This is a genomic window from Bacillus sp. AF62, from assembly GCF_050312695.1.
GTDB classification, from domain to species: Bacteria; Bacillota; Bacilli; order Bacillales; family Bacillaceae_G; genus Bacillus_A; species Bacillus_A cereus.
On the sequence record NZ_JBNPJZ010000065.1, the window covers coordinates 50,512 to 76,143 of the forward strand.

Consider the following 25,632-nt stretch of genomic DNA (forward strand, 5'->3'; position numbering starts at 1 on the left):
TTTTAGATGTACTATATGTTTATGGTATGAATTTATTTTTATGTATATATTAATAAAATGATTTTATTGATATGTTATAGTAACAACAAAGGGGGCTTAAAAATGGAAATTATTCACGAAAGAGCAAAGTTGCGGTTAATGGATAATACTGATGTCGAAACTTTGTTTTCGATTGTAGAAGGAAATCGGGATATTTGGGCGTATTTAATCTCTAAAATGGATAGTGTGCAAGATATGCAACAATACGTTCAAAAAGCGATAAAGGGTTACGGAAGAGGTACTCAAATACCTTTCATAGTCGTAGATCAACAGTCGAATAAGATTGTAGGAAGTACACGTTTATATAATATTTCAGTAGAAGATAAGACGGTTGAATTAGGGCAAACGTGGTATCATCCGAGTGTGCAACGTACGAGTATAAATACAGAGTGTAAGTATATGCTTCTTCAGTATGCTTTTGAAAAATTGCATATGCTGAGAGTGCAAATTAAGACGGATGCAAGAAATGAAAAAGCACAACGAGCAATTGAAAGGTTAGGCGCAGTAAAAGAGGGTGTGCTTCGAAATGAAAGAAAATTACCGAATGGTTATGTGAGAGATGCGGTGGTGTACAGTATTATCTCGAGTGAATGGCCAGGCGTAAAAGAACAATTGTTAGAAAAATTAGAGTTGTATAAAGAAAAGTTATAATTCGTGTTTTGAAAGGTATATTGTTCGTGAGACATGAAAAATATACCTTTTTTCTTACAAAATGCTACTTTATTTTAATTCCTTTTGTTTCATCGTTCCCTTCTGAGAAAAAATTCGTTACAATGTAGTTGTATGGTAATAAACTTATGAATTTAAAAAATGTAATGAAAACCGCAAATGAAAATGAATTGATAATCCTCAATTTTAAATGAAAACCCTTTTATACATAAATAACAAGTAAAGTTCCTTCTTTTAAATAAACTCAAACAAAACGATTTGATATAAATGTTTTTTATAGAAGTATGGATGATGTACGGAGGCAATTACAAATGAAAGAAAATAAGAAGAGTAAGAAAAGACGAATCTTTCAAGTATTTTTACTAATGATTTGTTCTGCTATTTTATATGTAAGTTATGCAGCTTACGATATTTGGAGTTATCGTTTTAAAGCAAATGATGACGTGAAAACGGATGCTGGTATCGTACTAGGAGCAGCTTCATGGAACGGAAAACCATCTCCTGTATTTAAAGAAAGAATTAATCATGCGATTTCTTTATATAAGAACGGAAATATTAAAAAGATTATTTTTACAGGTGGTACAAAGTTCGAGGCAGAACTTGAGGAAGCACGTACTGCAAGAGTATATGCAATGAAACAAGGTGTAAAAGAGGAAGATATTTTAATTGAAACTAAATCCCTTTTCACTGAAGAAAATTTAAAAAATGCGAAGCAAGTTGGAATAGAGAACGGCATACAAACATACACGATTGTAAGTGATCCACTTCATATGAAACGCGCAATGAGAATCGCAAAACATATTAATATTGAAGCGTATGCTTCACCAACGCCGACATCAGCATATAAAACGTTAGATACAGAAATACCATTCTTCTTTAAAGAATTATTCTCGTATATTGGATATGTAACCTCTTTGCCGTTAAAAGCATTGAAGGGGGACTAATATAAGAAAAGGATCTATCCTTAAATAGGAACTTTTCTTATTAGTCAAAAACATTGTATTTTTATCGGAATAGTGAAACAATAGAGAGGTAGCTTCATATAATCATAATGACAAAATGAACGGTTTATGAATCGAGCATAAAGGAGATTATAGTATGGCACTCTCATTTGTTGAAACAGAAGAACAGTCTTTAATTATTGAGAAAATAAATAAATTGATTCCCAAGTTCATGGAAAGGGAGCATCAACTAAGTGAATTAGGATCATTTCCGTATGAAAATATAAATGATTTGAAAGATATCGGATATACGAAATTAACGTTACCGAAGGAATTTGGTGGTAGTGCGATTTCTTTATATGACTTCGTTTTATTTCAAGAAAAAATCGCGGAAGGCTGCGGAGCTACTGCATTATCGATTGGCTGGCATCTTGGCATTGTGAAAGAGCTAGTGGAAAATCGCTCTTGGAATGATGAGATGTTCAAATGGTTTTGCGAAGAAGTAAGCAATGGTGCGCTCTTTAACAGGGCAGCAACAGAACCGAAAACAGGGAGTCCGACGCGTGGCGGCAAACCAGAAACAATAGCGGTTCAACAAGGCGAGAAGTGGGTTATAAATGGAAGAAAAACTTTTACAACGATGGCGCCAGTACTTGATTATTTTATTATTTCAGCGAGTATTGAAGGCCAAGAAGAAGTTGGTGAGTTTGTCATTCCAAGAAATACACTCGGTGTATCTATTGAAGAAACGTGGGATAGCGTTGCAATGAGAGGGACTGCTAGCCACGACCTTGTCTTACAAAATGTAGAGATAGAAAGCCGCTTTTTTACGGATGTGAAGGGCGGAAAAGTAAAACAAAAGGGTATTGGCTGGTTGCTACATATACCAGCATGTTATTTAGGAATTGCACAATCAGCAAGAAATTATGCAGTTCAATTTGCGGGATCATACAAGCCAAATAGTTTAAATCATTCTATTAGTTTATTGCCGAATGTTAGAAGATTAGTTGGAGAATTAGAACTTGAGCTTATGCAAGCTCGTGTCTTTTTATATCAAATTGCGAAAAAGTACGATGAGGCAGAAGATAAACTATCACTGCAAGAAGAATTAGCAGCCGTGAAATATGCTGTAACAAATGCGGCGATATCCATAGTGGATAAATCGATGCGCATCGTAGGAGCAAAAAGTTTATCAGAAAAAAATCCGCTCCATCGTTACTATTTAAACGTCAGAGCAGGACTGCATAATCCGCCGATGGATGATGCAACATTGTCTATGCTGGCAGATGCGGCGTTTCGGTCGTAGTTTTTAAAGCTTACATTTTATTGTTTATGGATAATATAGTTGTTTTGAAAGCACGGGTTTGATTAGTAATCAAACCCGTGCTTTTTATATGTATAAAGTACTTGGTTGAGATGTAAGTTTTTAATATAAATGATTATCATGGTGTTGTGATTGTTTCTTGTTGAAAAATTCTTATTGTAATGCCAGTTTGGAGGCTGTATAAACATTTTTTGTATTTAATCCCAAATTAAAGGTCTTTCCAAGTTAACCATTCGCAAATATTGTAAAAATTGACCCGCATGGACCGCATCATGATAGGCAATTCGTAATAGCATATCACCTAAATATCGTTGATAGCCAACATCACTTCTATCAATAAGTCTTGAATCTAGCTCGGCTATGCTTATTGATTGAACATATTCTATGAAGTCAGTAAAGTGTGATTGTGCCAATTCAATTTCTTTTTTTACACAAGTAATTGGCTCGTCATCATACGGGGTACGTATGTCGTTTATTGAACCGTTGTTTTTTATAATCATATGATAGTAAAAAGTTGAGCCCCATACGTGACGAATCATTTCACCAAAGGACATAGCCTCAGGATCAGGCTTCCAATTAAGAAAATTATCGGGAAGAGAATTCCATAATTTTTCTGAGCGCCTTCTCGTTTCTTTTAAATTTAATATACTAAGATCAATTGCATTCATAATACATTCTCCTTTACTATTAAACTTAAAATAATTGTATCAATTTAATAGTTAGGGTATCATCGAAATATGAATGTATATCCGAATATCTCATATATAGCTAAACTAATTGCTGAACCTACAAGAGCAATCATCTTAGATTGTCTAATGAATAATCAGGCACTACCTGCTAGTGAATTGGCTTATATGGCAAAAGTGTCACATCCAACAATTAGTTCGCATCTTTCTAAATTAGTAGAAGGGAATTTACTTACAGTTGAACAACATGGTAGACATCGTTACTATCGACTTGCTAATCAAGAAGTTGCAGAAGTGCTTGAAAAGTTAGGGACAATTGCACCAACAGTTCAAGTTCGCTCTTTAAAACAATCAAGCCAACTAAAACAAATTCGTTATGCTCGAACTTGTTATGATCATCTTGCAGGCAAACTCGGTGTAGAGATAACTGAAAAATTACTAGATAGGAAATTTATAATTTTAGAGGATGGAGAATACATTGTAACGGAACAAGGTAAGGAATGGTTTCTGAATTTTGGAATAAATGTTGATGAGGCAGATACAAAAAGGAGGGTATTTGCAAAACCTTGCCTTGATTGGAGTGAACGGCGTTACCATATTTCTGGTTGGTTAGGGTCTGCAATTGCAAAACTGCTCTTTGAACAGGGATGGATTACGAAAACGGATAAGAACCGAGCTGTCCATCTTACAAAGAAAGGTGTAAATTTATTGGAAGATCAATTAGGCATTGATATGAAAACTGAGGAAAGAAAAGCTTGAAATTAGAAAAGTCCGTCAAAACGAAGGGCTTTTTTCATTATGGTAGGAGTGTACATGAATAATAGGATGTTACCAATAATCGTTGCCAATAAAAAATCTTTCTTTTTATTCTTCTTTTTTAAGTTTTAAAGGAGAAAGCTAGGCTTCTTATTTTTACTAATGTTATAATAAGAAAAAAGCACGAAAAGAGGTCATCTCATGCTAGAGGTTATTGCAACATGTTTAGAAGATGTAAAACGAATTGAAAGCGCTGGCGGGAAGCGGATTGAATTAATTTCATCTTATACAGAAGGTGGTTTAACACCGAGTTATGCTTTTATAAAAAAAGCGGTAGAAGCGGTAAGTATACCAATTCATGTTATGATTCGTCCGCATGCGAAGTCTTTTACATATACGGAAGAAGAAATTGAAATGATGAAAGAAGATATTATAGTTGCGCAGAAGTTAGGAGCAGCTGGTGTAGTATTAGGCGTATTAAACGAACGAAATGAAGTGGATGAAGAGAAATTAGCGGACTTACTATCTGCTGTAGATGGAATAAATGTAACGTACCACCGTGCGATAGATGATATAGAAAATCCAGTAGAAGCAATGAACACTTTAAAGAAGTTTCATAAAGTGACTCACGTTCTAACTTCAGGTGGACAAGGAAATATAGTAGAGAATATTCCGGTGCTTACAGAAATGCAAAAGGTAAGCGATGGTCAAATTCAGCTTGTAGCTGGAGCTGGCGTGACGAAAGAAAATATAAAGCGATTGCTAGATGAAACTGGAATTTCGCAAGCTCATGTCGGTACAGCGGTAAGAGAAGGAAAATCATGTTTTTCTGAAATAGATCCTAATTTAGTACAAGAATTAGTTGAAATAATAAAATAAGTGCTTAAGAAAGAGGAGAAACGATGAAGGAAAATACGAAGAAAGAATTATTCTCTTGGGCTAAAACGATAGGTTTTACCCTTGTATTAATTGCTATTATTCGCGGTGTTTTATTTACACCTTCTTTAGTGCAAGGTGAATCAATGATGCCCACTTTAAAAAATAACGAACGAGTTCTAGTGAATAAGATTGGTTATAGTATAAGTGGATTAGATCGCTTTGATATTATCGTCTTCCACGGAAAAGAAGGATACGATTTAGTAAAACGAGTAATTGGTTTGCCAGGCGATACAGTTGAGTATAAAAATGATGTTTTATATGTAAACGGAAAAGCGATGGAAGAACCATATTTAAAAAAGTTTAAAGAAAAAGCAGTAGGCCGTGTATTAACTCCAGACTTTACGTTAGAACAAATCACTGGGAAAACGAAAGTGCCAGAAGGCCAAGTATTTGTTTTAGGGGATAATCGTGAAGTTTCTAAGGATGGTCGCATGTTTGGCTTTATTTCAGAAGATGAAATTGTCGGAAAAGGACAAGCTGTTTTCTGGCCGTTGGAACAAGTAAGAGCGTTATAAAGTGTGGTGAAGTATGGGAGAGATATTCTTCCATACTTTTTTATTTGCTTAAAATCTATTGATTGAATTGAAGGAATATTTTATAATTTTAAATTATATGTTTGTTTCGAAAAACGGAATTTAAGTTCCGTAATTCGGAACGAAAGGGAGATAGAATGAGTATAAATAAAACGGCAGTTAAGACAATGGATATTTTAGAGTTGTTTTATGCGCATGAAGAGTTAAGTTTAACTGAGATGGTTCAGCTTACAAATATGCCGAAAACATCTGTTTATCGTTTAATTGGCTCGTTAGAAGAGATGGAGTTTTTACAAAAAAACGAAAAGGGGAAATATCGTTTAGGGGTCGTATTTTTACGGTTCGGTCAACTTGTTTCACAACGATTATCAGTAAGGAATATAGCAATTCCTTATATGAAAGAACTTAGAGATAGTTTAGGACAGGCAGTTAATTTAATAATTCAAGATGGTAATGACGCAATTTATGTTGAAAAGATGGAAGGTGTTCAGCCAGTACGCGTGTATACGGCGGTTGGAAGAAGAGCACCGCTTTATGCTGGTGCATGTCCGAGAATTTTACTATCGTATTTTTCTGAGGACGAGAAACGGAGATACATAGAGGAAGTGGATTTAAAACAGTTTGCAGATGGAACAATTGTGGATAAGGAACAATTGCTAGAAGTGTTGCAAATGGCAAAAAAGGAAGGCTACACAATTAGTTATTCTGAGTTAGAAAATCATACAGCCGCAATAGCAGCGCCCATTTACGCAAGTGATGGAACGGTTGTAGCAGGTATGAGTATTTCGGGATTAGCAATTGAGTACAGCGAAAGTAACATTTCATATTTTATCGCTAAGGTGAAAGAAACAGCACATCGCATTTCGAAAGAACTCGGCTTTTTGGCATAGAAAGAGGGAGTAGGATGAAATTTTCTGCGTTAGGGGATCAAGCAATTATTGTTACATTTGGTGAAGAAATTAAGATGGATATATATGAGAAAGTACAGCGGTTATTTCAAGCACTGCAGCAACATCCGTTTGCAGGAATGATTGAGTGCGTTCCGTCGTTTACTTCATTAGCTGTTTACTACAATGTATACGAAGTATGGAAGAGAAATGAGAGAAGTGAAAGGTCATATGATTACGTTCGCCAGTATATAAAGGAGCTGTGTGATTCTTATAAAGAAGAAGTAAAACAGGATGTGAAACATATTTCTATACCAGTGTGCTACGGGGGAGAATATGGGCCTGATTTAGAAGAGGTTGCACATTATAAAGGTTTACAAGTAGAAGATGTGATTCGAATACATAGTGAAACTACATATTTTGTATATATGTTAGGTTTTACACCAGGGTTCCCGTATTTAGGAGGACTATCAAAAGAATTAGAAACACCTAGAAAAGAAATACCGCGGTTACAAATCTCACCTGGTTCGGTAGGAATCGGCGGAAATCAAACAGGTATTTATCCACTTGAAACACCGGGCGGATGGAATATTATTGGTCGAACACCAATCTCCTTATTTAATCCGGAAGAAGAAACACCAACCTTTATTCAAAGCGGTATGTATTTACGATTTATCCCAATAACGAAGGAAGAGTACGTATCACTTGAGGGGGCTAAAGAATGGATGTAGAGGTTTTGCATGCAGGAATGTTTACAACAGTCCAAGATTTAGGGCGATCTCATTATCAACAATACGGTGTACCAGTTGGCGGGACTATGGATCAAAGTGCACTTCGGATGATCAATATGTTAGTTGGTAATGAGGAGAATGAAGCGGGACTCGAAATGACGATTATGGGACCTAAATTGTTAATAAAGAAAACGACTTTACTTGCGATTGGCGGAGCAGATATGGAACCGTTATTGAATGGAGAACGTATCCCGTTATGGCGTCCCATTTTAGCGGAAGAAGGTAGTATGCTTTGTTTTGGAAAAGTGAAAAGTGGTTGCAGAGCGTATGTAACTTTTGCGGGTGGTATACATATTGAGCGTACAATGGGAAGCAAAAGTACGTACATACTTGCTGCGATTGGTGGTATAGAAGGAAGAATGCTGAAAAAGGGTGACTACTTCCAAATTGGTGCACAACCAGAAATGGCGAATCGTTTCATTCAAGACTTACAAAAAGATGAGTGTATAAAAACGAAGTGGGCAATTAGCAACAGCGTACTACCAAAGTATAAGAAACATCCTAAGCTTCGTGTCATAGCTGACTTTGAATATAATCAATTTACAGAAGAAAGTAGAAAGGCATTTTTTACGAAAGAGTATAAGGTATCTAATTATGCTGACCGTATGGGCTATAGGGTTGAGGGAGAAGTTTTAAATAGGATTGAAGAAAAAGAGATTTTATCGAGTCCTGTTACATTTGGAACCATTCAAGTTCCTAATGGTGGACAGCCGATTATATTAATGGCAGATAGGCAAACGACAGGTGGCTATCCGAGAATGGGAAATATCATTTCAGTAGATTTACCTCTTCTTGCCCAGCTAAAGCCGGGGGACTATGTTTCTTTTGAGAAAATTACGCTTGAAGAAGCGGAACAATTGTACATAGAACAAGAAGTAAATATGAATCTATTAAAGAAATTCATCGCTTTACGAAGCTGAAATTAGGAGGAATACATTATGACTACAATCGATTTAAACTGTGATTTAGGAGAAAGTTTTGGCGCTTATAAAATGGGGAATGATGATGAAATTCTTCCGTTCGTTTCCTCTATAAACGTTGCTTGCGGTTTTCATGCGGGTGATCCGTCTATTATGCGTCAAACTGTTGAAAAAGCTTTGGAGCATAACGTAGCAGTAGGGGCGCATCCTGGATTTCCTGATTTAATTGGATTTGGTAGAAGAAACATGAATGTTTCAGCAAGTGAAGTATACGATTATGTTTTATATCAAACAGGCGCATTAGACGCATTTGTGAAAGCGGCAGGCGGGAAAATGCAGCATGTAAAGCCGCACGGTGCCTTATATAATATGGCGGCGTCTAATCCGGAAATTGCAGATGCAATTGCAAAGGCAATTTATCATATAAATCCAAGTCTATTACTTTATGGATTAGCAAATAGCGAGGCGTTTATACAGGCTGCAGAAAAATACAAAGTAACTCTTGTACAAGAGGCTTTTGCGGATCGTACATATAAGCAAGATGGTACATTAACGAGCCGTACAGAAGAAAATGCGCTTATAAAAGATGGAGACGAAGCGATAAAGCAAGTACTTCAAATGGTGAAAGAAGGCCATATAAATGCGGTCAATGGAGAGAAAGTAGCAGTTCAGGCGCAAACAATTTGTTTACACGGTGATGGGGAAAAAGCAGTGCAATTTGCAGAAAGAATATACAGAACATTCAAATTTAATGATATTTCTATTTGTGCACCGAAATAAAAAATAGGGGGAAGTGCTGGGATGATTAAATTAATCGGAATACTACTTGTTGCAGTGGGCTTTTTATTTAGATTAAATACACTTTTAGTAGTTATGGTTGCAGGTATTGTTACTGGTATGGTTTCAGGATTAAGTTTTTATGATGTGATCAGCATGTTCGGTAAATTTTTCATAGAAAATAGATATATGTCTATGCCAATTATATTAACTTTACCGGTAATCGGAATTTTAGAGCGTTACGGTTTAAAAGAAAGAGCAGAAGCACTTATAACGAAATCAAAAGGAGCAACAACTGGAAGAGTATTAATGTCATATTTTACGATAAGAGAATCATCAGCAGCACTAGGGCTTAATATTGGTGGGCATGCGCAAACAGTAAGGCCGCTCGTTGCACCGATGGCAGAAGGGGCCGCGCAAGGTAAATACGGTAAACTTCCTGAAAAATTAAGAGAAAAGATTAAAGCAAACGCAGCAGCTGCTGAAAATACAGCTTGGTTTTTCGGAGAAGATATTTTCATCGCAACTGGAGCTATTTTATTAATGAAAGGATTCTTCGATTCAGTAGGTATGCATGTCGGAGTATGGGATATGGCACTTTGGGGCATTCCGACAGCAATATCTGCACTTATTGTAAGCTGGATTAGATTTAGAAGGTTTGATAAATATATAGAGAAAACAATGAAGGCAGAAGGAAAAGAAGAGAAGGAGGCAATTTAATATGAACATCATCACAATGGATACAATCTATTATGTATTAGGGATAATCGTTGCTTTTATCGCTGTTCGTATCGCATTCGATCGTGAACATCCAAACAGATTCGGTTCTAGTTTATTTTGGGCATTGTTTGCAGTTACATTTTTATTCGGAAATGTAATTCCTTCGTTTTACGTTGGCTGTATAGTGCTCGCTATGGTCGTTTTAGCTTCACTAAATAAAGTAACAAAATCAGAGGAAAAAGAAGTTCCAGTACAAGAACGTGTGAAACATGCTGAGAAATTAAAAAATAAAATTTTTATGCCTGCACTATTAATTCCTATTTTTACAATTATCGGTACGTTGACGTTAGGGAAAATTAAATGGGGAAATGTCTCTCTTGTTGATCCAGATAAAGTAACATTAGTTGCATTAGCGCTTGGTGCATTACTCGCATTCGTTGCGGCGATGCGTATTACAAAATCAAAAATAACAACGCCTGTACAAGAAGGAAGCAGACTATTACAAGCTGTCGGCTGGGCTGTTATTTTGCCACAAATGTTAGCAGCACTTGGCGGTATATTCGCGAAGTCTGGCGTTGGACAAGTTGTTTCAGACTTAGTTGGACAAGTGCTACCGACAGAGTATCCGTTCGTTGCTGTTATGGCGTACTGTTTAGGCATGATGCTATTTACAGTCGTAATGGGAAATGCATTCGCAGCGTTTGCTGTTATTACTGGCGGAATTGGCTTACCTTTAATAGTTCAAATGCACGGCGGAAACCCAGCAATTATGGCAGCACTCGGTATGTTTGCTGGATATTGCGGAACGCTGCTTACTCCAATGGCAGCAAACTTTAATATCGTACCTGCGATGCTTTTAGAGCTAAAGGATAAAAATGCGGTTATCAAAGCACAAGTACCAATTGCTCTTTCAATTTTTATCATAAATATGTTTATTATGTACGGCCTTGTATATCGTTTCTAATTAGGAGGATAAAACTATGAAAACAGTATTATTAACAGGGTTTGATCCGTTTGGTGGAGAAAATATCAATCCAGCTTGGGAAGTAGCAAAAGGTTTGCATGAAAAAACAATTGGAGAATACAAGATAATAAGCAAACAAGTACCAACTGTATTTCATAAATCAATAAGCGTATTAAAAGAGTATATAGAAGAACTAGCGCCGGAAATTATTATATGTATCGGACAAGCTGGGGGCAGACCAGATATTACGATAGAACGTGTCGCAATTAATATTGATGATGCAAGAATTGCTGATAATGAAGGCAATCAGCCGGTAGATGTACCAGTTGTAGAAGAAGGAGTGATTGCATATTGGTCTACACTTCCGATGAAAGCAATCGTAAAAAAACTTCGCGAAGAGGGCATACCGTCATCTGTTTCACAGACGGCAGGCACATTCGTTTGTAATCACTTATTCTATGGACTTATGCATGAACTAGAGAAACATGATAAGAAAATAAAAGGTGGATTCATTCACATTCCGTTCTTACCAGAACAAGCGAGTAATTATCCAGGGCAACCGAGTATGTCACTTTCTACTATTCGTAAGGGGATAGAATTGGCAATCGAAGTAACGACGACAGTTGAAGTAGATATTGTAGAGGTTGGGGGCGCAACGCATTAAGTAAAATGAATTGTACAACACCTCCTGTAAACAACTGGTATAATAAGAATAGGAAAATACATAGAGGTGATTTTTGTGCAACAATTTGAAGAAGTACGTTCAATTTTAGAAAAAGCGAAGAAAATTACAGTATTAACAGGCGCTGGTGCAAGTACGGAAAGTGGTATTCCAGATTTTCGTTCAGCAAATGGGTTGTATGCTGATGCGAATGTGGAGATGTACTTATCAAGAGGGTACTATAACCGGAGTCCGAAAGAGTTTTGGAAGCATTATAAAGAAATCTTTCAAATTAATACGTTCCATCAATATAAACCAAATCGTGGACATCGCTTTTTAGCTGCGCTAGAAGAACAAGGGAAAGATATTACGATTTTAACGCAAAATATTGACGGTTTACATCAATTAGGTGGCAGTAAGCATGTCATCGATTTACATGGAACACTTCAAACAGCACATTGTGCAAAATGTAAATCAGGCTATGATTTACAGTATATGATTAATCATGAAGTGCCGCGCTGTCAGAAGTGTAATTTCATTTTAAATCCAGACGTTGTTTTATACGGAGATACATTGCCGCAATATCAAAATGCTATCAAACGTTTATATGAAACAGATGTGCTTATCGTTATGGGAACGTCACTAAAAGTACAGCCTGTCGCTTCATTCCCGCAAATTGCAAAGAGGGAAGTAGGAGCAACAACTATTTTAGTAAATGAAGAGTTAACAGGACAGGAATATAACTTTGATTTTGTTTTTCAAAATAAGATTGGTGAGTTTGTTGAAGGGTTATCTTCAATGAAATAAGTTATCGAAAAAACTGAGGTATCTACCTCAGTTTTTTATTTGAGTAATCGCTGTTTTAAGCCATATGAAAACAGGTCGATAATGTAGTAACCACATTTCTATAACCTATAAAAAAGGTTTTAGTCGGCAAAATAGCAGAATAGGAAGAAATGTTTTCTTTAGCGAATACACAATCGTCATAAAGTAAGCTAATATGTAGCTGTTGTAAAGGCTCTATTTCGTTTTGCTTTAAGTATAAAACTAAGTCATTATAAAGTTGTTCACTATAATTACTTACGGAATATTCTATTGAAATCTGACCTGCTATGCTAGTCCACCATACTTTAAAACTACATATTAATTCTTTAAATGATTCCTCATCACATAAATTAGCGTCAAAAAGCTTCTCATAAAATATATGATTCTCCTCGTGAAAAATTTGTAAATCATATCTGTCGTCAGCAGTTTGCTTACGAAGAGTCAGCCATAATTCTTTGAAATTTGTTTTAAAGTCAGTGGAGAAATGTAATGTTTTTGTTATGTAAGGAAAACGAAAATTTTCTTTTTTTCCTTTTTGATTGAGGTAAATATTTTGAATATAGATCATAAAGTTTAAACAATGTGGCGTATTAGTATGTATGATAAACGAATCTGTCATTTTCGTTCTCTCCTTAAGTAATGTCTTTTATGAATTTATTTCTTTAGTATACAAATAAATGTAAACGAATGGTATAAAAACCAGTTGTGTACCATTTTTCTTTTAGAATAATATTCATGTTATTGTGCATTAAGGGAATGGTAATAAATAGGATAATAAATTTAAAAACTGAAAATTAAATCTTTTATTTCTTTAGTAATTAATATAATATTCTATATATATCATATAAATAAATTTGATACATAATGATTTTGCGTAGAAATGTTAATAGAATGAAGCGAGGGAGCGAAATGAGACAGAAAAAGGAGCAGAAAAAACAATCGAAAAAGAAAAAGACTCATATTCCATTTCGGTTAAATGTACTATTTTTTATTGTCTTTCTTTTATTTTCAGCTATTATAATTCAATTAGGTAAAGTACAAATCATTGATGGAGAAACGTATAGAAATGAAGTAAACAAAAAGGAAGATGTAACGGTAAGTACTCCCGTTCCTAGAGGGAAAATGTTTGATCGACAAGGTCACGTTATTGTAAATAATAAACCATTACGAACCGTTACATATACGAAAATGAGAGGAGTGGACTCGAAAGAAGTTTTACAAGTAGCAAGAAATTTAGCTAAGCTAATTGAAATGTCGCAAGAGGACATGGATAAGTTAACAGAGACAGATAAAAAAGATTTTTGGATGCAGTTAAATGAAAAGCGGGCAGCAGCGAAAGTAACGAAAGAAGATGAGAGTAAATTTAGAAAGCAAGAAATAGAAGGAAAAGAGTTAGATAAAAAAGTAGAAGAACTGCGCCGGGAAAGGATTACACAAGAAGAATTAAATGAGCTTTCAAAGGAAGATATAGAAGTATTAGTAATTAAAAGCAAAATGAATGCGGGATATAAAATGACGCCGCAAATCGTTAAAAAAGATGTAAGTGAAAATGAATATGCTGTCGTTAGTGAAAGGTTGGCAAGTTTACCGGGGGTAGATACAACAGTAGATTGGGAACGTGAATACCCAAATGATAAAATACTGCGCTCTATACTAGGTAGCGTTTCTAATGAAAATGAAGGGTTGCCAAGAGAACAATTAGATTATTATTTAGTTCGTGATTATAATCGAAACGACCGTATTGGTAAAAGTTACATCGAAAAACAATACGAAGATGCACTACATGGAACGAAAGAACAGTCTAAAAATATTATGGATAAAGCAGGGAAGATTGTTCGAACAGAAAAAGTGACTGAAGGAAAAAGTGGAAATAACTTGATGTTAACAGTCGATATGGATTTACAGAAAAGAGTAGAGGGAAGCCTTGAAAAGAATTTACGAGCCTTTCATGCTGCAGAGCCGATGATGGATCGTGCGTTCGTAGTAATGATGAATCCGAAAAACGGTCAAATTTTATCAATGGCAGGAAAGAAAATTGTAAATAAAGATGGCGGTATGCAAATAGAAGATTATGCATTAGGAACGATGACAAGTTCTTATGAGTTAGGGTCAACTGTAAAAGGGGCTACTTTATTAACTGGATATCAAACAGAAGCGATTAAGCCGTATACACACTTCTTTGATGCGCCAATGTATTTTAAAGGAAGTTCTAAGCCGAAGAAATCGTGGAAAGAATTTGGGGATATTGATGATTTAAGAGCTTTGCAAGTGTCATCGAATGTTTATATGTTTAATACAGCTTTAAAAATGGCAGGCATTAATTATGTTCCAAACAATCCATTAGATATTAAACAAGAAACATTTAATAAAATGCGCTACTATTTTAGACAATTTGGCTTAGGTGTGTCGACTGGTATTGACCTGCCAAATGAATCAATCGGTCAAATAGGTAGAACTGATAACATACCCGGATTTTTACTTGATTACGCGATTGGACAGTATGATACATATACGCCGCTTCAGCTTGCGCAATATATTTCAACCATTGCAAATGGCGGTTACCGAATGAAACCACAAATTGTACAAGAAGTTAGAGAGCAACCGAATAGACCAGAGGATGCAGGAAAAGTCGTTCGGTCGATTGAACCAGTTGTATTAAATAGAGTGGATATGGAAACTTCGTACATTAATCATGTAAAAGAAGGATTTAGAAGAGTTTTTCAAGAAGCTGACGGAACCGGAACCGGAACATTTAAAGGTCTACCATATAAACCAGCGGGAAAAACAGGAACAGCTGAGACAGTATATGGTGGAGAAAGTGATATTGGAAGAGATGAGAACAACAACCGAAAAAAATGTTATAATTTAACTCTTGCCGGTTATGCACCATATGATGCGGATCCGGAAGTAGCTTTTTCAGTTGTTGTACCATGGGTGAATGATGATAAATCAGGAATTAATTCTGCGATTGGTAAAGAGATTTTGGATGCGTATTTTGAATTAAAAACAAATAGATCAAATACAAATTCAATTCCAGTAGAACAACCGAACAAGGCACAGTAAAAATAGTATCACTGCATGGAAACATATTGTGCAGTGATATATTTTTTGAGTTAAAAAGCGCTTTATAAGGTGGGAATGGATATGAAAAAGGAGATTAAGAGAGGCTGGGGAAAGTACATACTATTTATATTGGTGATAGTCATAGGCTACCATTCTTTTACTTTATGTAAGGTGGAAGGGGAATCGATGCAGCCGACTTTATATGAAGAAGACTACGTATTTGTAAATAAAGCGGTAGTACGTCTTTCTAATTTACAACACGGAGAAATTGTCATTATAAAAGAAGAGGATGAATCGAAATATTATGTGAAACGTGTAATAGGGCTTCCTGGTGATGTAATTAACATAACGAACGGAAAGGTATATGTGAACGATAAAAAGCAAGAAGAACCATATACGAACAAAGATTTATTTAACAACACACAAGTGTTTTATAACTTTCAAAAGACAAAAATTCCGCCAAATAAGTTATTTGTAATGGGAGATAACCGCGAAGTAAGTAGAGATAGTCGCAATGGCTTAGGATATATTGAAGAAGATAACATAATTGGCAAGGTGGAATTTGTATATTATCCTTTTTCAAAAATGAAAATGATAGAATAAGTGGGGGATGAGCAAAACCCCACTTATTAAAGTTTCACTTTATTTTCTTTAAAAAACCTTTTGGATTAAATGATATGAAAAATTTATGTTTAGACTCGTCGATTATGAAGTTATTGTTTTTAGTTAAAAACTCTTCCACAGCTTCCATTGGGCCAGGACCCCAATCGGGAAGAAGCGGATTTCCGTTAATGGAGGTATCTTCTACAATTATATAACTGCCAGTAGTGACGATAGATTTATATAGCAAGAGTTCTTTGGAAACATGCTCTTTACTATGATCAGAATCTAAAATAACTAAAATCACATCATCAGGTTTGCGCATACTTACTATTGTTTGGATGGCCTGCACAGAAATAGAAGATGCTGTTAAATACGTAATCCGATTATGTGATGGCCGATTTGGCTGCGGAGTTATATCGATAGTAAGTACGTGACCTTTTCCAATTAAATCTAACATAGAAGCTAAATACAGTGCACTACCACCGTGAAAAGTCCCGCATTCAATAATTAAATCGGGCTTTAATTCATAAATGATTTCTTGATACAAAAAGAGATCAGAGGGAAGTTTACAGATTGGAACTCCAAACCAATGTGTATCTTTTAACCACACAAGGCTGTCGTAATATTGTTTTAGAAATTCATTGCTTATAGTATCGATTTTAAATTCTCCTTTCTAAAAAGGATTCTCTCGTTTGACGTAAAGTGTTTACGCATGAAAGTTGTACTATATATTATGTAGTAAGGAATTGTAAGGCGAGTGTTTTTACTTGAAAATAAGCCAAATAACTCATGTGGAAAATGAAAGGAAATGATCGTATGTACAAATACACAATTTGCTTTATTAGAAAAAGCGATAAAATACTGCTATTAAATAGAAATAAAAAGCCGAATATGGGGATGTGGAATGGTGTTGGAGGAAAAATAGAAGAGAATGAAACGCCATACGAAGGAATAATTAGAGAAACGTTTGAGGAAACGGGCATAGAACTTTCAAGTGTAACGTATAAAGGGGCTGTTGGTTTTAAAGGTAAAGATGAGCCCCAGGCTAGTGAAGGAATGTATGTGTTCGTTGCTGATTTGCCAGATGGAATGCAAATGAATACACCATTACGTACGGCTGAAGGCTTATTAGAATGGAAAGAAATTGATTGGATATTAGATGGTGATAATAGAGGAGTAGTTAGCAATTTACCAAAATACTTACCGACAGTATTAACAGAAGAAAATAAGTTAAAATATATATTCACGTACGATAACCGGAATATTATTAATTACACAACTGCATGTTTGAAAGAAGATGATGCGAACAAGCGATATGAAAAACAACTTGTTTCTCAATAGAAGAGGAAAGTGAAAAATCACGTTTTTGCTCTCGTTATATATGCGAGGTGATTATAAGTTTCAGAAATACAATTCATTGGTCATAATTGTAATATGTATGATATAATTTTTCTTATGGTGAAAGAGTAGAGAACATACGTAAACGGAACAAAAAAGGAGGTGGCTTTGCCACCTCTTTTCCGTTAGTCACGAATCGCCTTAATCATAAATCGATGTTGCTTCACATCAAAATAATCTTTTTGTAAGATGATTTCATGTATACGATATAATTCCTCATAATACCTTTTGACAGTAAAATCAGAAATTTGCCATGGAATTGCTTTTAAATAATAGACGATAGCGCCAATATCATAAAATCGTTGGAAAGGGAATTCTTCTTTTGCTTCTAAGATAGTAAATCCGTTTTCCTGTAGTTCATTACATGCCGCTTCAAGCGACCAACTTGCAAATTCACTATTTAGTGGTGTGTCAAATTGGTCATTAAGTTCCGCGCAATCCAGACTGCCAACTTGTTGTGTAAGAAATGTTCCATTTGGAGAAAGAATTCTTTTTACTTCAGAAGCAGCATATGATTCATGTTGGTTTAGGATGAGATTAAACTGACCATCTTGAAATGGCAATGCAGTATCATCGTTCACCTCTACAACAGTAACCCCTAAAGGCTCTAATTTCTTTCGAGCAATTGGCACGTTTGGAGCGTAGCCCTCAGTAGCATAAATAGTTGACGAGAACGGTTGTAACATAGATAAAAACTCTCCGCCGCCAGTCCCCATATCGAGCATTGATTCTGCATGCTGCATAAGCTGGAAAGCTGTACTGCCATATGACCACGATAAAGGCTCGCTCTTCATTCGCCCCGTTTCTGAAATGAAAGAAAAATCCCAACCGCTAAAATTTGTATTAGCACTTTCTAATAAAGTTAAAAATAATGGATCACGTTTCATAATTGTATCCTCCTATTTTGTAAGTAAATGATATGGTGAGAAAAGAAAAAAGGAGGACCTCTTATGAAAGGGGAACGGTTTTACGTTTCGTGTTCGAATAGATTCATATAAATTCGCTCCTTGTGAGAATGGTAATTTATATGTTCGGGATAACCGAGTGGAAATCCTTTAAAATTATGGGAGAAGGTAGTTGTTTAATGAAAGATTGGATGGAGTGTACAGAAAAAGGGTGCACTCAAACTTTAGAAAAGGTATTTAGTAAACTTAAATTTCCGCCCAGCCCTTTTATGAAATATGTGATATTTCTCACTACTATTAAGTAACAATAAAGTCGTACTGTTTATAAAAGAAGTGACGTTTTTGTATCCCTTTGGATTTACTTATCTATGGGATAAGAAAAGAAGTAGACATATAAACTGAATATAAAAACGTTTTAATTCTTTGAAAACATTCTATAATTTAGTATTGTTATATATGGAATAATTTATTTGTACGAAAAGAGGAATAAGATGTTTATACAAAAGTATAAGGGTTTGATGCTAGGGATAGTTGGTGCTGTATTAGGAGTAATATCCTTTGTTTATTTTAAAGATTTAGATTATATATAAGACGGGCCTTAAGTTATTATCTGTAACATTAATCATTATAGGTCGGGTTATTGCCTGTGATTCGACCCGTTTCAATAAAAAAAGAGAATAATAACGTATAAGATTATTATTATATAAATTTAGCTTGTTGAGCATGAGGAATACTAATCTTACAAAATTGTAAGATTAGAAGTCACATAGTTAGATAGAAGTCATTAACTTATGAAAAAAACTCATCTATAATCCAGATATAAATCATTTACTAAAGGAGTATTCTAATGAAAAAAATTATAAGTTATACGGTTGTTATTGCTATTTTTATAGGAATAGGATTAGGAGTAAAACGTTATGTGCAAGGTCCAGGACAACCAGTCGATGGGATTCTAGTTAGTGGTACTGCAACTGACGTAGAAAAAGTTAAACAAGAGTTTAAAGATGACACTAAACAATCAATAGACTATAAGGTAAAGTACGTCACAACAACAAAAAGGATTCCATTATCAGAAGAAGATAAGAAACAAAATGATACAAATGAAGAATTTGAAATCAACACTACAGAATATGCAGTTATTAATAGTTCTACCGCGGTAAAATTATTTAATAAGGGACTTCTAAGAGCTAGAAAAGATCCAAATTTAGCATCTATTATTTCTGAGAGGGTGAAAGATAAAAATAAAGTATCTAGTGATCAGAATCTATTATTTTCTTATGTGGGTGATAATTCAACGGTTGATAATTTTGAAAATAACCAGTTGAATTTGAACGGTAAGATGGTATCTGCCCAGTATGTTAAACAGCAAATTTGGATTGGGTATGCCCCAATGAACCTTGTTATTCTAAAAGACCAAGACTATAATGCAATTTCTGAATTAGAGTCAATAATGAAATTAATTCAATTTAAAAAACGTGATTTTGATTATAAAAACAAACAAGAAGTAGATAAAGTTTTACAACAGATTGATAAGGTCTCATCGAATAATCAGTATAAAATAAACTTTGTAGAGGTACAAGACTAACTTAAAATGATAAGAAGGTGATATAAATGGAAATCGTAAGAATAGAAAATGTAGTCAAAAGTTATGGTGAAGGAAATAGTAGGGTAGATGCTTTGAAGGGCATAAATCTTTCTATACAGCAAGGGGAATTTGTATCAATCGTAGGAGCTTCTGGCTCAGGTAAAAGTACATTGTTACATATTTTGGGAGGGTTGGACCGTCCGAGTTCAGGACAAGTATTTATCGGAGAGAACAATATTTATAATTATTTAGATAATGAACTTTCGATATTTAGAAGAAGAAAAGTTGGTTTTATATTTCAGTTCTTTAATTTAATTCCTGTATTGAATGTGCAAGAGAATATAGCTTTGCCCACTTTACTAGATAATGAACCTGTAGATAATCCTTATATGGACGAAATTATTGAAATTCTGGGACTTCATGAAAGACGAAATCATTTACCATCTGAATTATCAGGAGGTCAGCAACAACGGGTTTCGATTGGGAGGGCACTTATAAATCGCCCACATTTAATCTTAGCTGATGAACCTACAGGAAATCTGGATACTCAAAATACAAAAGAAGTCATGGATTTATTAAGATTGACAGCAAAAAAATATAATCAAACTATTGTATTGATTACTCACGATTTAAAAATTGCATCAACTTCTGACCGTATTATTACAATTGAAGATGGCCAAATCATTTCCGATCAGTGGCTATCCACGAATAAGCCTAAGACGGGAGGAAACTAATCTTGATTGGTAATTATAAACAATTAAGCAGGAGATACTTAAAGGGAAATAAGAAACGAACAATTTTAACTTTGATAGGAATCGTACTCTCTGTATCGTTAATTTCTACAATCGGCCTATTTATGAACGGTACTCAGATTTCTCAAATCGAGAATACGAAAAAGAGGCAAGGGTATTCTTTTCATGCCGTTGTATTAAATTACGATGAATCGATATTGAAAAAAATTAAATATAACCCGCAAATTGAATCATTTGGTTTAATGTCACAGGGAGAAACAGTCCAAGTTGGAGAGGCTGCTGTACAAATGAATTTTGCTGATGATAACGCCTTGGAATTTTTAAAATACAGTATTATTAAGGGCAGATTGCCATCTAATGATCAAGAAGTTGCTGTTGATCCCTGGGTATTACCTTATATAAAAGAAAATATTCAAATAGGTGATTCATTCGAATTAAATGAAAAAAAATACAAATTGGTTGGTTTTCTAAGTGATAGTACATATACACAGGAAAATAAGGTGGGACGGTTACTAACCTATAAGAGTAAGTTTAGCGCTGGTGAAGGAAAAATATTAGTTGGAATTAGCTCAAAAGCAAACTTTAATGAGGTTTTAGAGGGACTCAAGACCATTTCCGGAGAAAATAATATTAATATAAGTAATGAATTAATTCAATTAGAGAAACCAGGTTACAATAATTCGATTATGGCTACGCTAATTATTACAATCAGCATTGTTGTGATAGCGACAATTGTTGTGATTTACAACGCTTTTCAAATCAGTGTCGTAGAACGAACGAGGCAGTTTGGCTTGTTGAGAAGCATTGGTGCAACACGAAAACAAATTAGACAAATCGTGCTGAGAGAAGCTACTTTTCTAGCTGTTATCGCTATACCTATTGGAATTATATGCAGCCTAATAGCGCTTACCTCTCTTCAGTTCACTTTTTCACTTTTAATGGAAAATAGTAAAGCGGTCTCGATATTCTATGTTGATTGGAATATTTTACTAATCAGTTCGATTATTACCTTGCTTTCTGTAATAGCGTCAAGCTTGTACCCAGCTTATTTTGCAGGGAAAATCTCCCCTTTGTTAGCAATTAGTAGCAGGTTGTCAATTAAAAAGGAACAAATCAAAAAACAAAAGAATTCCATGGTGAAAAAACCTTTATCTATTCCTTTGAGCATGGCTATGAAAAATGTTAAGCGAAATAAAAATCGCTATACCATTACAATCTTATCAATTATTATAAGTAGTGTGTTATTTATTACTTTCTCGTATTTAATGAGTGTTGCATTTGCATCTAAATCTTTTGATAAGTTATCTGTTAAATCGGATATTACAATTAAGATAGTGGATAATAATCCAGATCATTTAGCTGAAAGTGAACAAGTTTTGCATCAATTGAAATCACTTGAAAATATATCTAAAGTATACGAAAAAAAGGAGAATAGCTTTGAAACTAAATTAAAGGATGTAACTCAATCTTCCGCGACAGTAAAGGAAATAGAAAACACGATTGGAAAAAGCTATTCCATTACAATCGTAAATAATTATCAAGAAAATAAAACAAAAAAAGAAGAAAAACTTACTTTACAAGTGCTTGCATATGGTTTCATCACAGTCATTTCTTTAATTAGTAGCGTTAATATCCTCAATACTATAACTATAAGTATCATGACTAGACGAAAAGAATTGGCCGCTTTGAAATCCATTGGTATGTCACAAAAGGATTTGAAAAAAATGATTACCTATGAAGCTTTGATTTACGGTTTTTCTGGAAGTTTACAAGGAATCTTTTTTGGCTGTATATTGTCTTATATTATATATTTAGCTATATCTGATATGTTGAAAATGACATGGACGATTCCCTATGAGGCTTGTATCATTACGTTTGTTTCAGCTTTAATAATTAGTTATTTATCAGTCTTAAATCCATTGAAAAAAATTCAACAAGATAATATTATTGATAATATCAGAGAACAATAATATTATAAGCCTGGCTAGATTATAGCCAGGCTATTGTAATTGGAGTATAAGCTAGGGGAAAAAAGGAGAGGGCATACTTGAATAAAAAAATATTACTAGTTGAAGATGATGAAGCTCTTGGCATAGCCATCGAATTTTCATTGAGAAATGAAGGTTATGAGGTGATTAGAGCGTCCAGTGTAAAAGAAGCTAAACACCAGTTTGTTCACAATACATTTGATTTGTCCATCCTTGATATCGGCCTACCAGATGGTAATGGTTATGACTTATGTTTGTATTTTAAAAAGAAAAACGAGAATTCGATTATTATTTTCTTAACTGCACTAGATGAAGAAGCAAATGTGGTAATGGGGCTGGATATAGGCGGTGATGATTATATAACCAAACCTTTTCGGGTTAGGGAACTCATGGCCAGAGTGAAAGTACAATTGCGTAAACAAGCGTCGCTAGAAACGCCATCTCAAATTTTAAGATCTGAGAATATAAGAATCGATACGAACCTAGTCAAGGTTTATAAAAATTGTGAAAGTATTACATTGACGAATTTAGAATACAAGCTGCTATTGAATTTCATGAAGAATTCTCACAAAGCATTAAAAAGAGATGAACTCCTACAACAAATAACAGAAGGAGAAAATGTTTTTTTTGATGAAAACACGTTATCTGTATACATAAAGCGTTTAAGAGCTAAAGTTGAAGACAATCCTCAAAAACCACAGTTTATCGTTACCGAAAGAGGATATGGTTATCGTTGGAGCAAGGACGTGATTGGGTGAGCAAGATAATGAAAAATACCGAGTTAAAAAGCTATATGACGATACTAGCCGTCCTTTTATCTATATTTGTGATTTACCAATTTATTATTCAACAATTATTTTATGATCATTTGAAAAGAGACTCTATTGCAACATGGGGGGAAATTACAGCTAGGTTGGTAGAGCAGAATCCAGAAAATGAAGCGGAAATTATGAAAGTCTTATCAAGTCATTCGTCTCACTCAAGTAAATATCAGGAAAAAGGGACAGAGATCCTAAAGCAATATGGATTATATGAAGACTTGGATTCAAAATTTTTTCCTCACTTAAATAATCTAATTATTAATCACAATCAATTTATGATGTGGGGATTGATTGCTTTTGGATTTTTACTTTTTGTTGCAAACTACATGCAACAAAAAATTATTTTCAATAAGATTAGCCAGCTTACTAGAGCTGCAAAAAAGATAATCGAGGGAGATTACTCGGTTGTCATCAATGAAAATAAAGAGGGGGATTTCGCGAAACTGGCGATTTCATTTCGTTCAATGAGGGATATCATTAGAAAAAATATGCATGATTTGCTTGAAGAGAAACGGTTTTTAGGAGAAATGTTGCAGGATATATCTCATCAGTTAAAAACGCCGCTTTCAACTATTTCTATCTATAATGAAATGTTGTTAAATGAGAAACTATCCCGAGAGCAACAAGCTCAATTACTACAAAATAATGATATTCAGATTTCTAGAATGAATGTCTTAATTCAGAATTTGTTAAAAGTAGCAAAAATTGATGCAAAAGCGATTTCGTTTGATAAAGAGCCAGGGAATTTAGTAGATACGACTGAGGAAGTACTAAATCGCTTGCAAAGCATGATAAGTGATAAAAATATTTTGATTGATTGGAATGCACCAAGAGAAATAGTCGTTATTCACGACAAATTATGGATGCAGGAAGCTTTGTTAAACCTGTTGAAGAATGCAATCGAACATTCTAAACCCGGTGGTAAAATAATGATTCAGGCCAAAAATTCTCCAATCTATACAGAACTAGTAATCCAAGACTTTGGAGAGGGAATTTCAGCTGAAGAATTACCTCATATTTTTGAACGATTCTATAAATCAAGTAGTTCTAAAAAGCACGGATCGACCGGAATTGGATGGGCACTTGTCAAAGCTATTATAGAGGCACATCACGCCTTAATTACAGTTGAAAGTGAAAAAAATGCTTATACAAAATTTACAATTATTTTTATGAAATTTTAATAACAGTTTGGTATATATTTTAATCTTTTTAATATAAAGGGGTTTTTTTATGTTTAATAGATTGAAGTGTTTTCTTTTATCTGAGAAAGAAATAGTTGATACTGTGAAAAAATACAAGGAGGAAAAAATACACGTTTCCATAATAAAAGATTTTTTAGGGGATTTAATCATAATAAGAACTTTTACATTTTTAATGTTTGTTCCAGTATCAACTTTTATTTTTTCAGTTATAATTTATGGAGCTGTTTTCTTTTTATCAGGCATTAAGATTACTGTTTGGGGCATCACTATAATGTTATTAGTTCCAATAACATTACTTTTCTATATGAATATAACTAATACATCAATTATTATTACTGATTTAGTGAGAAAATTTTTATTAACCATAAAATATCTAAATCCATTTTACTCAATCATAAATAAACCTTGGCTCTTTATTTTTGAATTATTAATTGGTTTTTTATATGTATTTCTGCTATCTTTATTTTCTATTTGGATAGTATTACATTCATTAGAAATAGATTTTTCTGAATTTAGTTCGGAGGATAATCGAAGTTTTCAATTTTCAATTATTATTTTACATACAGCAATTTATTTGTTTATAAGAGTTCATGGCCAGTATTGTAAGACAACTAAGCAAAAAATTAAAAAGCTGAAAATGAAGTTTTATTTATGGTTTTGTTCTATGATTGCAAGTATTGTATATATATTTGAATCACTCTTTAATTATATGAATGGAATCCAAGCAATTTATTTTATTTTTGTTTTAATGATTGCTTTAGAAAGAACAGTGACACATTATAAGAAATTTATAGATTTTTTAGAATGTGAAAATTTGTATGAAAAATATTTTTAGAGAGAAAAGTCTTTTGAAATATAAAAAGTTATACCTACTAAATACTGG

The 25,632-nt window shown here is 34.2% G+C and carries 27 protein-coding genes; 23 read left to right on the top strand and 4 right to left on the bottom strand.

Going from position 1 to position 25,632, the window contains the following annotated elements; all coding sequences use genetic code 11:
• Positions 1-102 precede the first annotated feature (102 nt).
• The 3 genes from ACQRBL_RS14930 to ACQRBL_RS14940 all read left to right on the top strand — a co-directional run bounded on the left by ACQRBL_RS14930 (position 103) and on the right by ACQRBL_RS14940 (position 2,955).
• Positions 103-690, top strand: a complete 588-nt coding sequence (locus ACQRBL_RS14930) for a GNAT family N-acetyltransferase (RefSeq protein ID WP_000402585.1) — start codon at positions 103-105, stop codon at positions 688-690.
• A 329-nt stretch (positions 691-1,019) separates the two neighbouring features.
• Complete coding sequence (locus ACQRBL_RS14935; protein WP_000662215.1) at positions 1,020-1,652, top strand: YdcF family protein; 633 nt, start codon at positions 1,020-1,022, stop codon at positions 1,650-1,652.
• Positions 1,653-1,806: 154 nt separating this feature from the next.
• The gene (locus ACQRBL_RS14940) at positions 1,807-2,955 is read left to right on the top strand and encodes an acyl-CoA dehydrogenase family protein (RefSeq protein ID WP_023522358.1); all 1,149 of its coding nucleotides are present in this window, start codon (positions 1,807-1,809) and stop codon (positions 2,953-2,955) included.
• Positions 2,956-3,170: 215 nt separating this feature from the next.
• On the opposite strand, the gene ACQRBL_RS14945 is transcribed toward ACQRBL_RS14940, so the two are convergent.
• Positions 3,171-3,641 carry a DinB family protein gene (locus ACQRBL_RS14945; protein ID WP_097920786.1) on the bottom strand — a complete coding sequence of 157 codons (471 nt, stop codon included), beginning with the start codon at positions 3,639-3,641 and terminating at the stop codon, positions 3,171-3,173.
• A gap of 69 nt (positions 3,642-3,710) precedes the next feature.
• Between ACQRBL_RS14945 and ACQRBL_RS14950 the strand changes: the two genes are divergently transcribed.
• The 11 genes from ACQRBL_RS14950 to ACQRBL_RS15000 all read left to right on the top strand — a co-directional run bounded on the left by ACQRBL_RS14950 (position 3,711) and on the right by ACQRBL_RS15000 (position 12,414).
• Positions 3,711-4,418: an ArsR/SmtB family transcription factor gene (locus tag ACQRBL_RS14950; RefSeq protein WP_065484251.1), complete on the top strand. Its 708-nt coding sequence runs from the start codon at positions 3,711-3,713 to the stop codon at positions 4,416-4,418.
• 198 nt (positions 4,419-4,616) lie between these two features.
• Positions 4,617-5,294 (top strand): copper homeostasis protein CutC, encoded by a 678-nt coding sequence (locus ACQRBL_RS14955; RefSeq protein ID WP_065484248.1) that lies wholly within the window; start codon positions 4,617-4,619, stop codon positions 5,292-5,294.
• A 23-nt stretch (positions 5,295-5,317) separates the two neighbouring features.
• A complete protein-coding gene (gene lepB / locus ACQRBL_RS14960) occupies positions 5,318-5,869 on the top strand; it encodes a signal peptidase I (RefSeq protein WP_000662498.1) in 552 nt (183 codons plus the stop codon).
• Between the two features lie 155 nt (positions 5,870-6,024).
• Complete coding sequence (locus tag ACQRBL_RS14965; RefSeq protein ID WP_023522355.1) at positions 6,025-6,777, top strand: IclR family transcriptional regulator; 753 nt, start codon at positions 6,025-6,027, stop codon at positions 6,775-6,777.
• Between the two features lie 14 nt (positions 6,778-6,791).
• A complete protein-coding gene (gene pxpB / locus ACQRBL_RS14970) occupies positions 6,792-7,505 on the top strand; it encodes a 5-oxoprolinase subunit PxpB (protein ID WP_000672267.1) in 714 nt (237 codons plus the stop codon).
• Entirely contained in the window at positions 7,496-8,485 is a 990-nt protein-coding gene (locus ACQRBL_RS14975; RefSeq protein WP_023522354.1) for a biotin-dependent carboxyltransferase family protein, read from the top strand. The genes pxpB and ACQRBL_RS14975 overlap by 10 nt, the downstream gene beginning before the upstream one ends.
• 18 nt (positions 8,486-8,503) lie before the next feature.
• The gene (gene pxpA / locus ACQRBL_RS14980; protein WP_411995949.1) at positions 8,504-9,265 is read left to right on the top strand and encodes a 5-oxoprolinase subunit PxpA; all 762 of its coding nucleotides are present in this window, start codon (positions 8,504-8,506) and stop codon (positions 9,263-9,265) included.
• A 21-nt stretch (positions 9,266-9,286) separates the two neighbouring features.
• Positions 9,287-9,982: a DUF969 domain-containing protein gene (locus ACQRBL_RS14985; RefSeq protein ID WP_000593392.1), complete on the top strand. Its 696-nt coding sequence runs from the start codon at positions 9,287-9,289 to the stop codon at positions 9,980-9,982.
• Position 9,983: 1 nt separating this feature from the next.
• Positions 9,984-10,946 carry a DUF979 domain-containing protein gene (locus tag ACQRBL_RS14990; RefSeq protein WP_001021658.1) on the top strand — a complete coding sequence of 321 codons (963 nt, stop codon included), beginning with the start codon at positions 9,984-9,986 and terminating at the stop codon, positions 10,944-10,946.
• A gap of 16 nt (positions 10,947-10,962) precedes the next feature.
• On the top strand, positions 10,963-11,610 hold the full coding sequence (pcp, locus tag ACQRBL_RS14995; RefSeq protein WP_000859709.1) for a pyroglutamyl-peptidase I: 648 nt from the start codon (positions 10,963-10,965) through the stop codon (positions 11,608-11,610).
• A 75-nt stretch (positions 11,611-11,685) separates the two neighbouring features.
• Positions 11,686-12,414: an NAD-dependent protein deacylase gene (locus ACQRBL_RS15000; RefSeq protein ID WP_141526208.1), complete on the top strand. Its 729-nt coding sequence runs from the start codon at positions 11,686-11,688 to the stop codon at positions 12,412-12,414.
• Between the two features lie 55 nt (positions 12,415-12,469).
• Here the strand turns inward: ACQRBL_RS15000 and ACQRBL_RS15005 are convergent, their stop codons facing one another.
• Positions 12,470-13,051: a hypothetical protein gene (locus ACQRBL_RS15005; protein ID WP_109737077.1), complete on the bottom strand. Its 582-nt coding sequence runs from the start codon at positions 13,049-13,051 to the stop codon at positions 12,470-12,472.
• A gap of 290 nt (positions 13,052-13,341) precedes the next feature.
• Here ACQRBL_RS15005 and ACQRBL_RS15010 point away from each other — a divergent pair, with 290 nt between their 5' ends.
• Both ACQRBL_RS15010 and lepB (ACQRBL_RS15015) read left to right on the top strand, forming a co-directional pair.
• A complete protein-coding gene (locus tag ACQRBL_RS15010; RefSeq protein ID WP_411995948.1) occupies positions 13,342-15,495 on the top strand; it encodes a peptidoglycan D,D-transpeptidase FtsI family protein in 2,154 nt (717 codons plus the stop codon).
• 81 nt (positions 15,496-15,576) lie between these two features.
• Positions 15,577-16,098, top strand: coding sequence for a signal peptidase I (gene lepB, locus ACQRBL_RS15015; protein ID WP_002094069.1), 522 nt, complete (start codon positions 15,577-15,579; stop codon positions 16,096-16,098).
• A 34-nt stretch (positions 16,099-16,132) separates the two neighbouring features.
• On the opposite strand, the gene ACQRBL_RS15020 is transcribed toward lepB (ACQRBL_RS15015), so the two are convergent.
• The gene (locus ACQRBL_RS15020; protein ID WP_411995982.1) at positions 16,133-16,756 is read right to left on the bottom strand and encodes a cephalosporin hydroxylase family protein; all 624 of its coding nucleotides are present in this window, start codon (positions 16,754-16,756) and stop codon (positions 16,133-16,135) included.
• Positions 16,757-16,914: 158 nt separating this feature from the next.
• Here ACQRBL_RS15020 and ACQRBL_RS15025 point away from each other — a divergent pair, with 158 nt between their 5' ends.
• A complete protein-coding gene (locus ACQRBL_RS15025; RefSeq protein WP_109737078.1) occupies positions 16,915-17,439 on the top strand; it encodes an NUDIX hydrolase in 525 nt (174 codons plus the stop codon).
• Between the two features lie 182 nt (positions 17,440-17,621).
• Here the strand turns inward: ACQRBL_RS15025 and ACQRBL_RS15030 are convergent, their stop codons facing one another.
• A complete protein-coding gene (locus ACQRBL_RS15030) occupies positions 17,622-18,383 on the bottom strand; it encodes a class I SAM-dependent methyltransferase (RefSeq protein WP_023522347.1) in 762 nt (253 codons plus the stop codon).
• Between the two features lie 865 nt (positions 18,384-19,248).
• Between ACQRBL_RS15030 and ACQRBL_RS15035 the strand changes: the two genes are divergently transcribed.
• The 6 genes from ACQRBL_RS15035 to ACQRBL_RS15060 all read left to right on the top strand — a co-directional run bounded on the left by ACQRBL_RS15035 (position 19,249) and on the right by ACQRBL_RS15060 (position 25,584).
• The gene (locus tag ACQRBL_RS15035; protein ID WP_023522345.1) at positions 19,249-19,986 is read left to right on the top strand and encodes a lipoprotein BA_5634 family protein; all 738 of its coding nucleotides are present in this window, start codon (positions 19,249-19,251) and stop codon (positions 19,984-19,986) included.
• 26 nt (positions 19,987-20,012) lie between these two features.
• Positions 20,013-20,720, top strand: coding sequence for an ABC transporter ATP-binding protein (locus tag ACQRBL_RS15040; protein ID WP_023522344.1), 708 nt, complete (start codon positions 20,013-20,015; stop codon positions 20,718-20,720).
• A gap of 2 nt (positions 20,721-20,722) precedes the next feature.
• Positions 20,723-22,708 carry an ABC transporter permease gene (locus ACQRBL_RS15045; RefSeq protein ID WP_411995947.1) on the top strand — a complete coding sequence of 662 codons (1,986 nt, stop codon included), beginning with the start codon at positions 20,723-20,725 and terminating at the stop codon, positions 22,706-22,708.
• Between the two features lie 77 nt (positions 22,709-22,785).
• On the top strand, positions 22,786-23,484 hold the full coding sequence (locus ACQRBL_RS15050; protein ID WP_001035094.1) for a response regulator transcription factor: 699 nt from the start codon (positions 22,786-22,788) through the stop codon (positions 23,482-23,484).
• Positions 23,485-23,492: 8 nt separating this feature from the next.
• Positions 23,493-24,728 carry a HAMP domain-containing sensor histidine kinase gene (locus tag ACQRBL_RS15055; protein WP_411995981.1) on the top strand — a complete coding sequence of 412 codons (1,236 nt, stop codon included), beginning with the start codon at positions 23,493-23,495 and terminating at the stop codon, positions 24,726-24,728.
• Positions 24,729-24,777: 49 nt separating this feature from the next.
• Positions 24,778-25,584, top strand: coding sequence for a hypothetical protein (locus ACQRBL_RS15060; RefSeq protein ID WP_053564107.1), 807 nt, complete (start codon positions 24,778-24,780; stop codon positions 25,582-25,584).
• Positions 25,585-25,632: the final 48 nt, after the last annotated feature.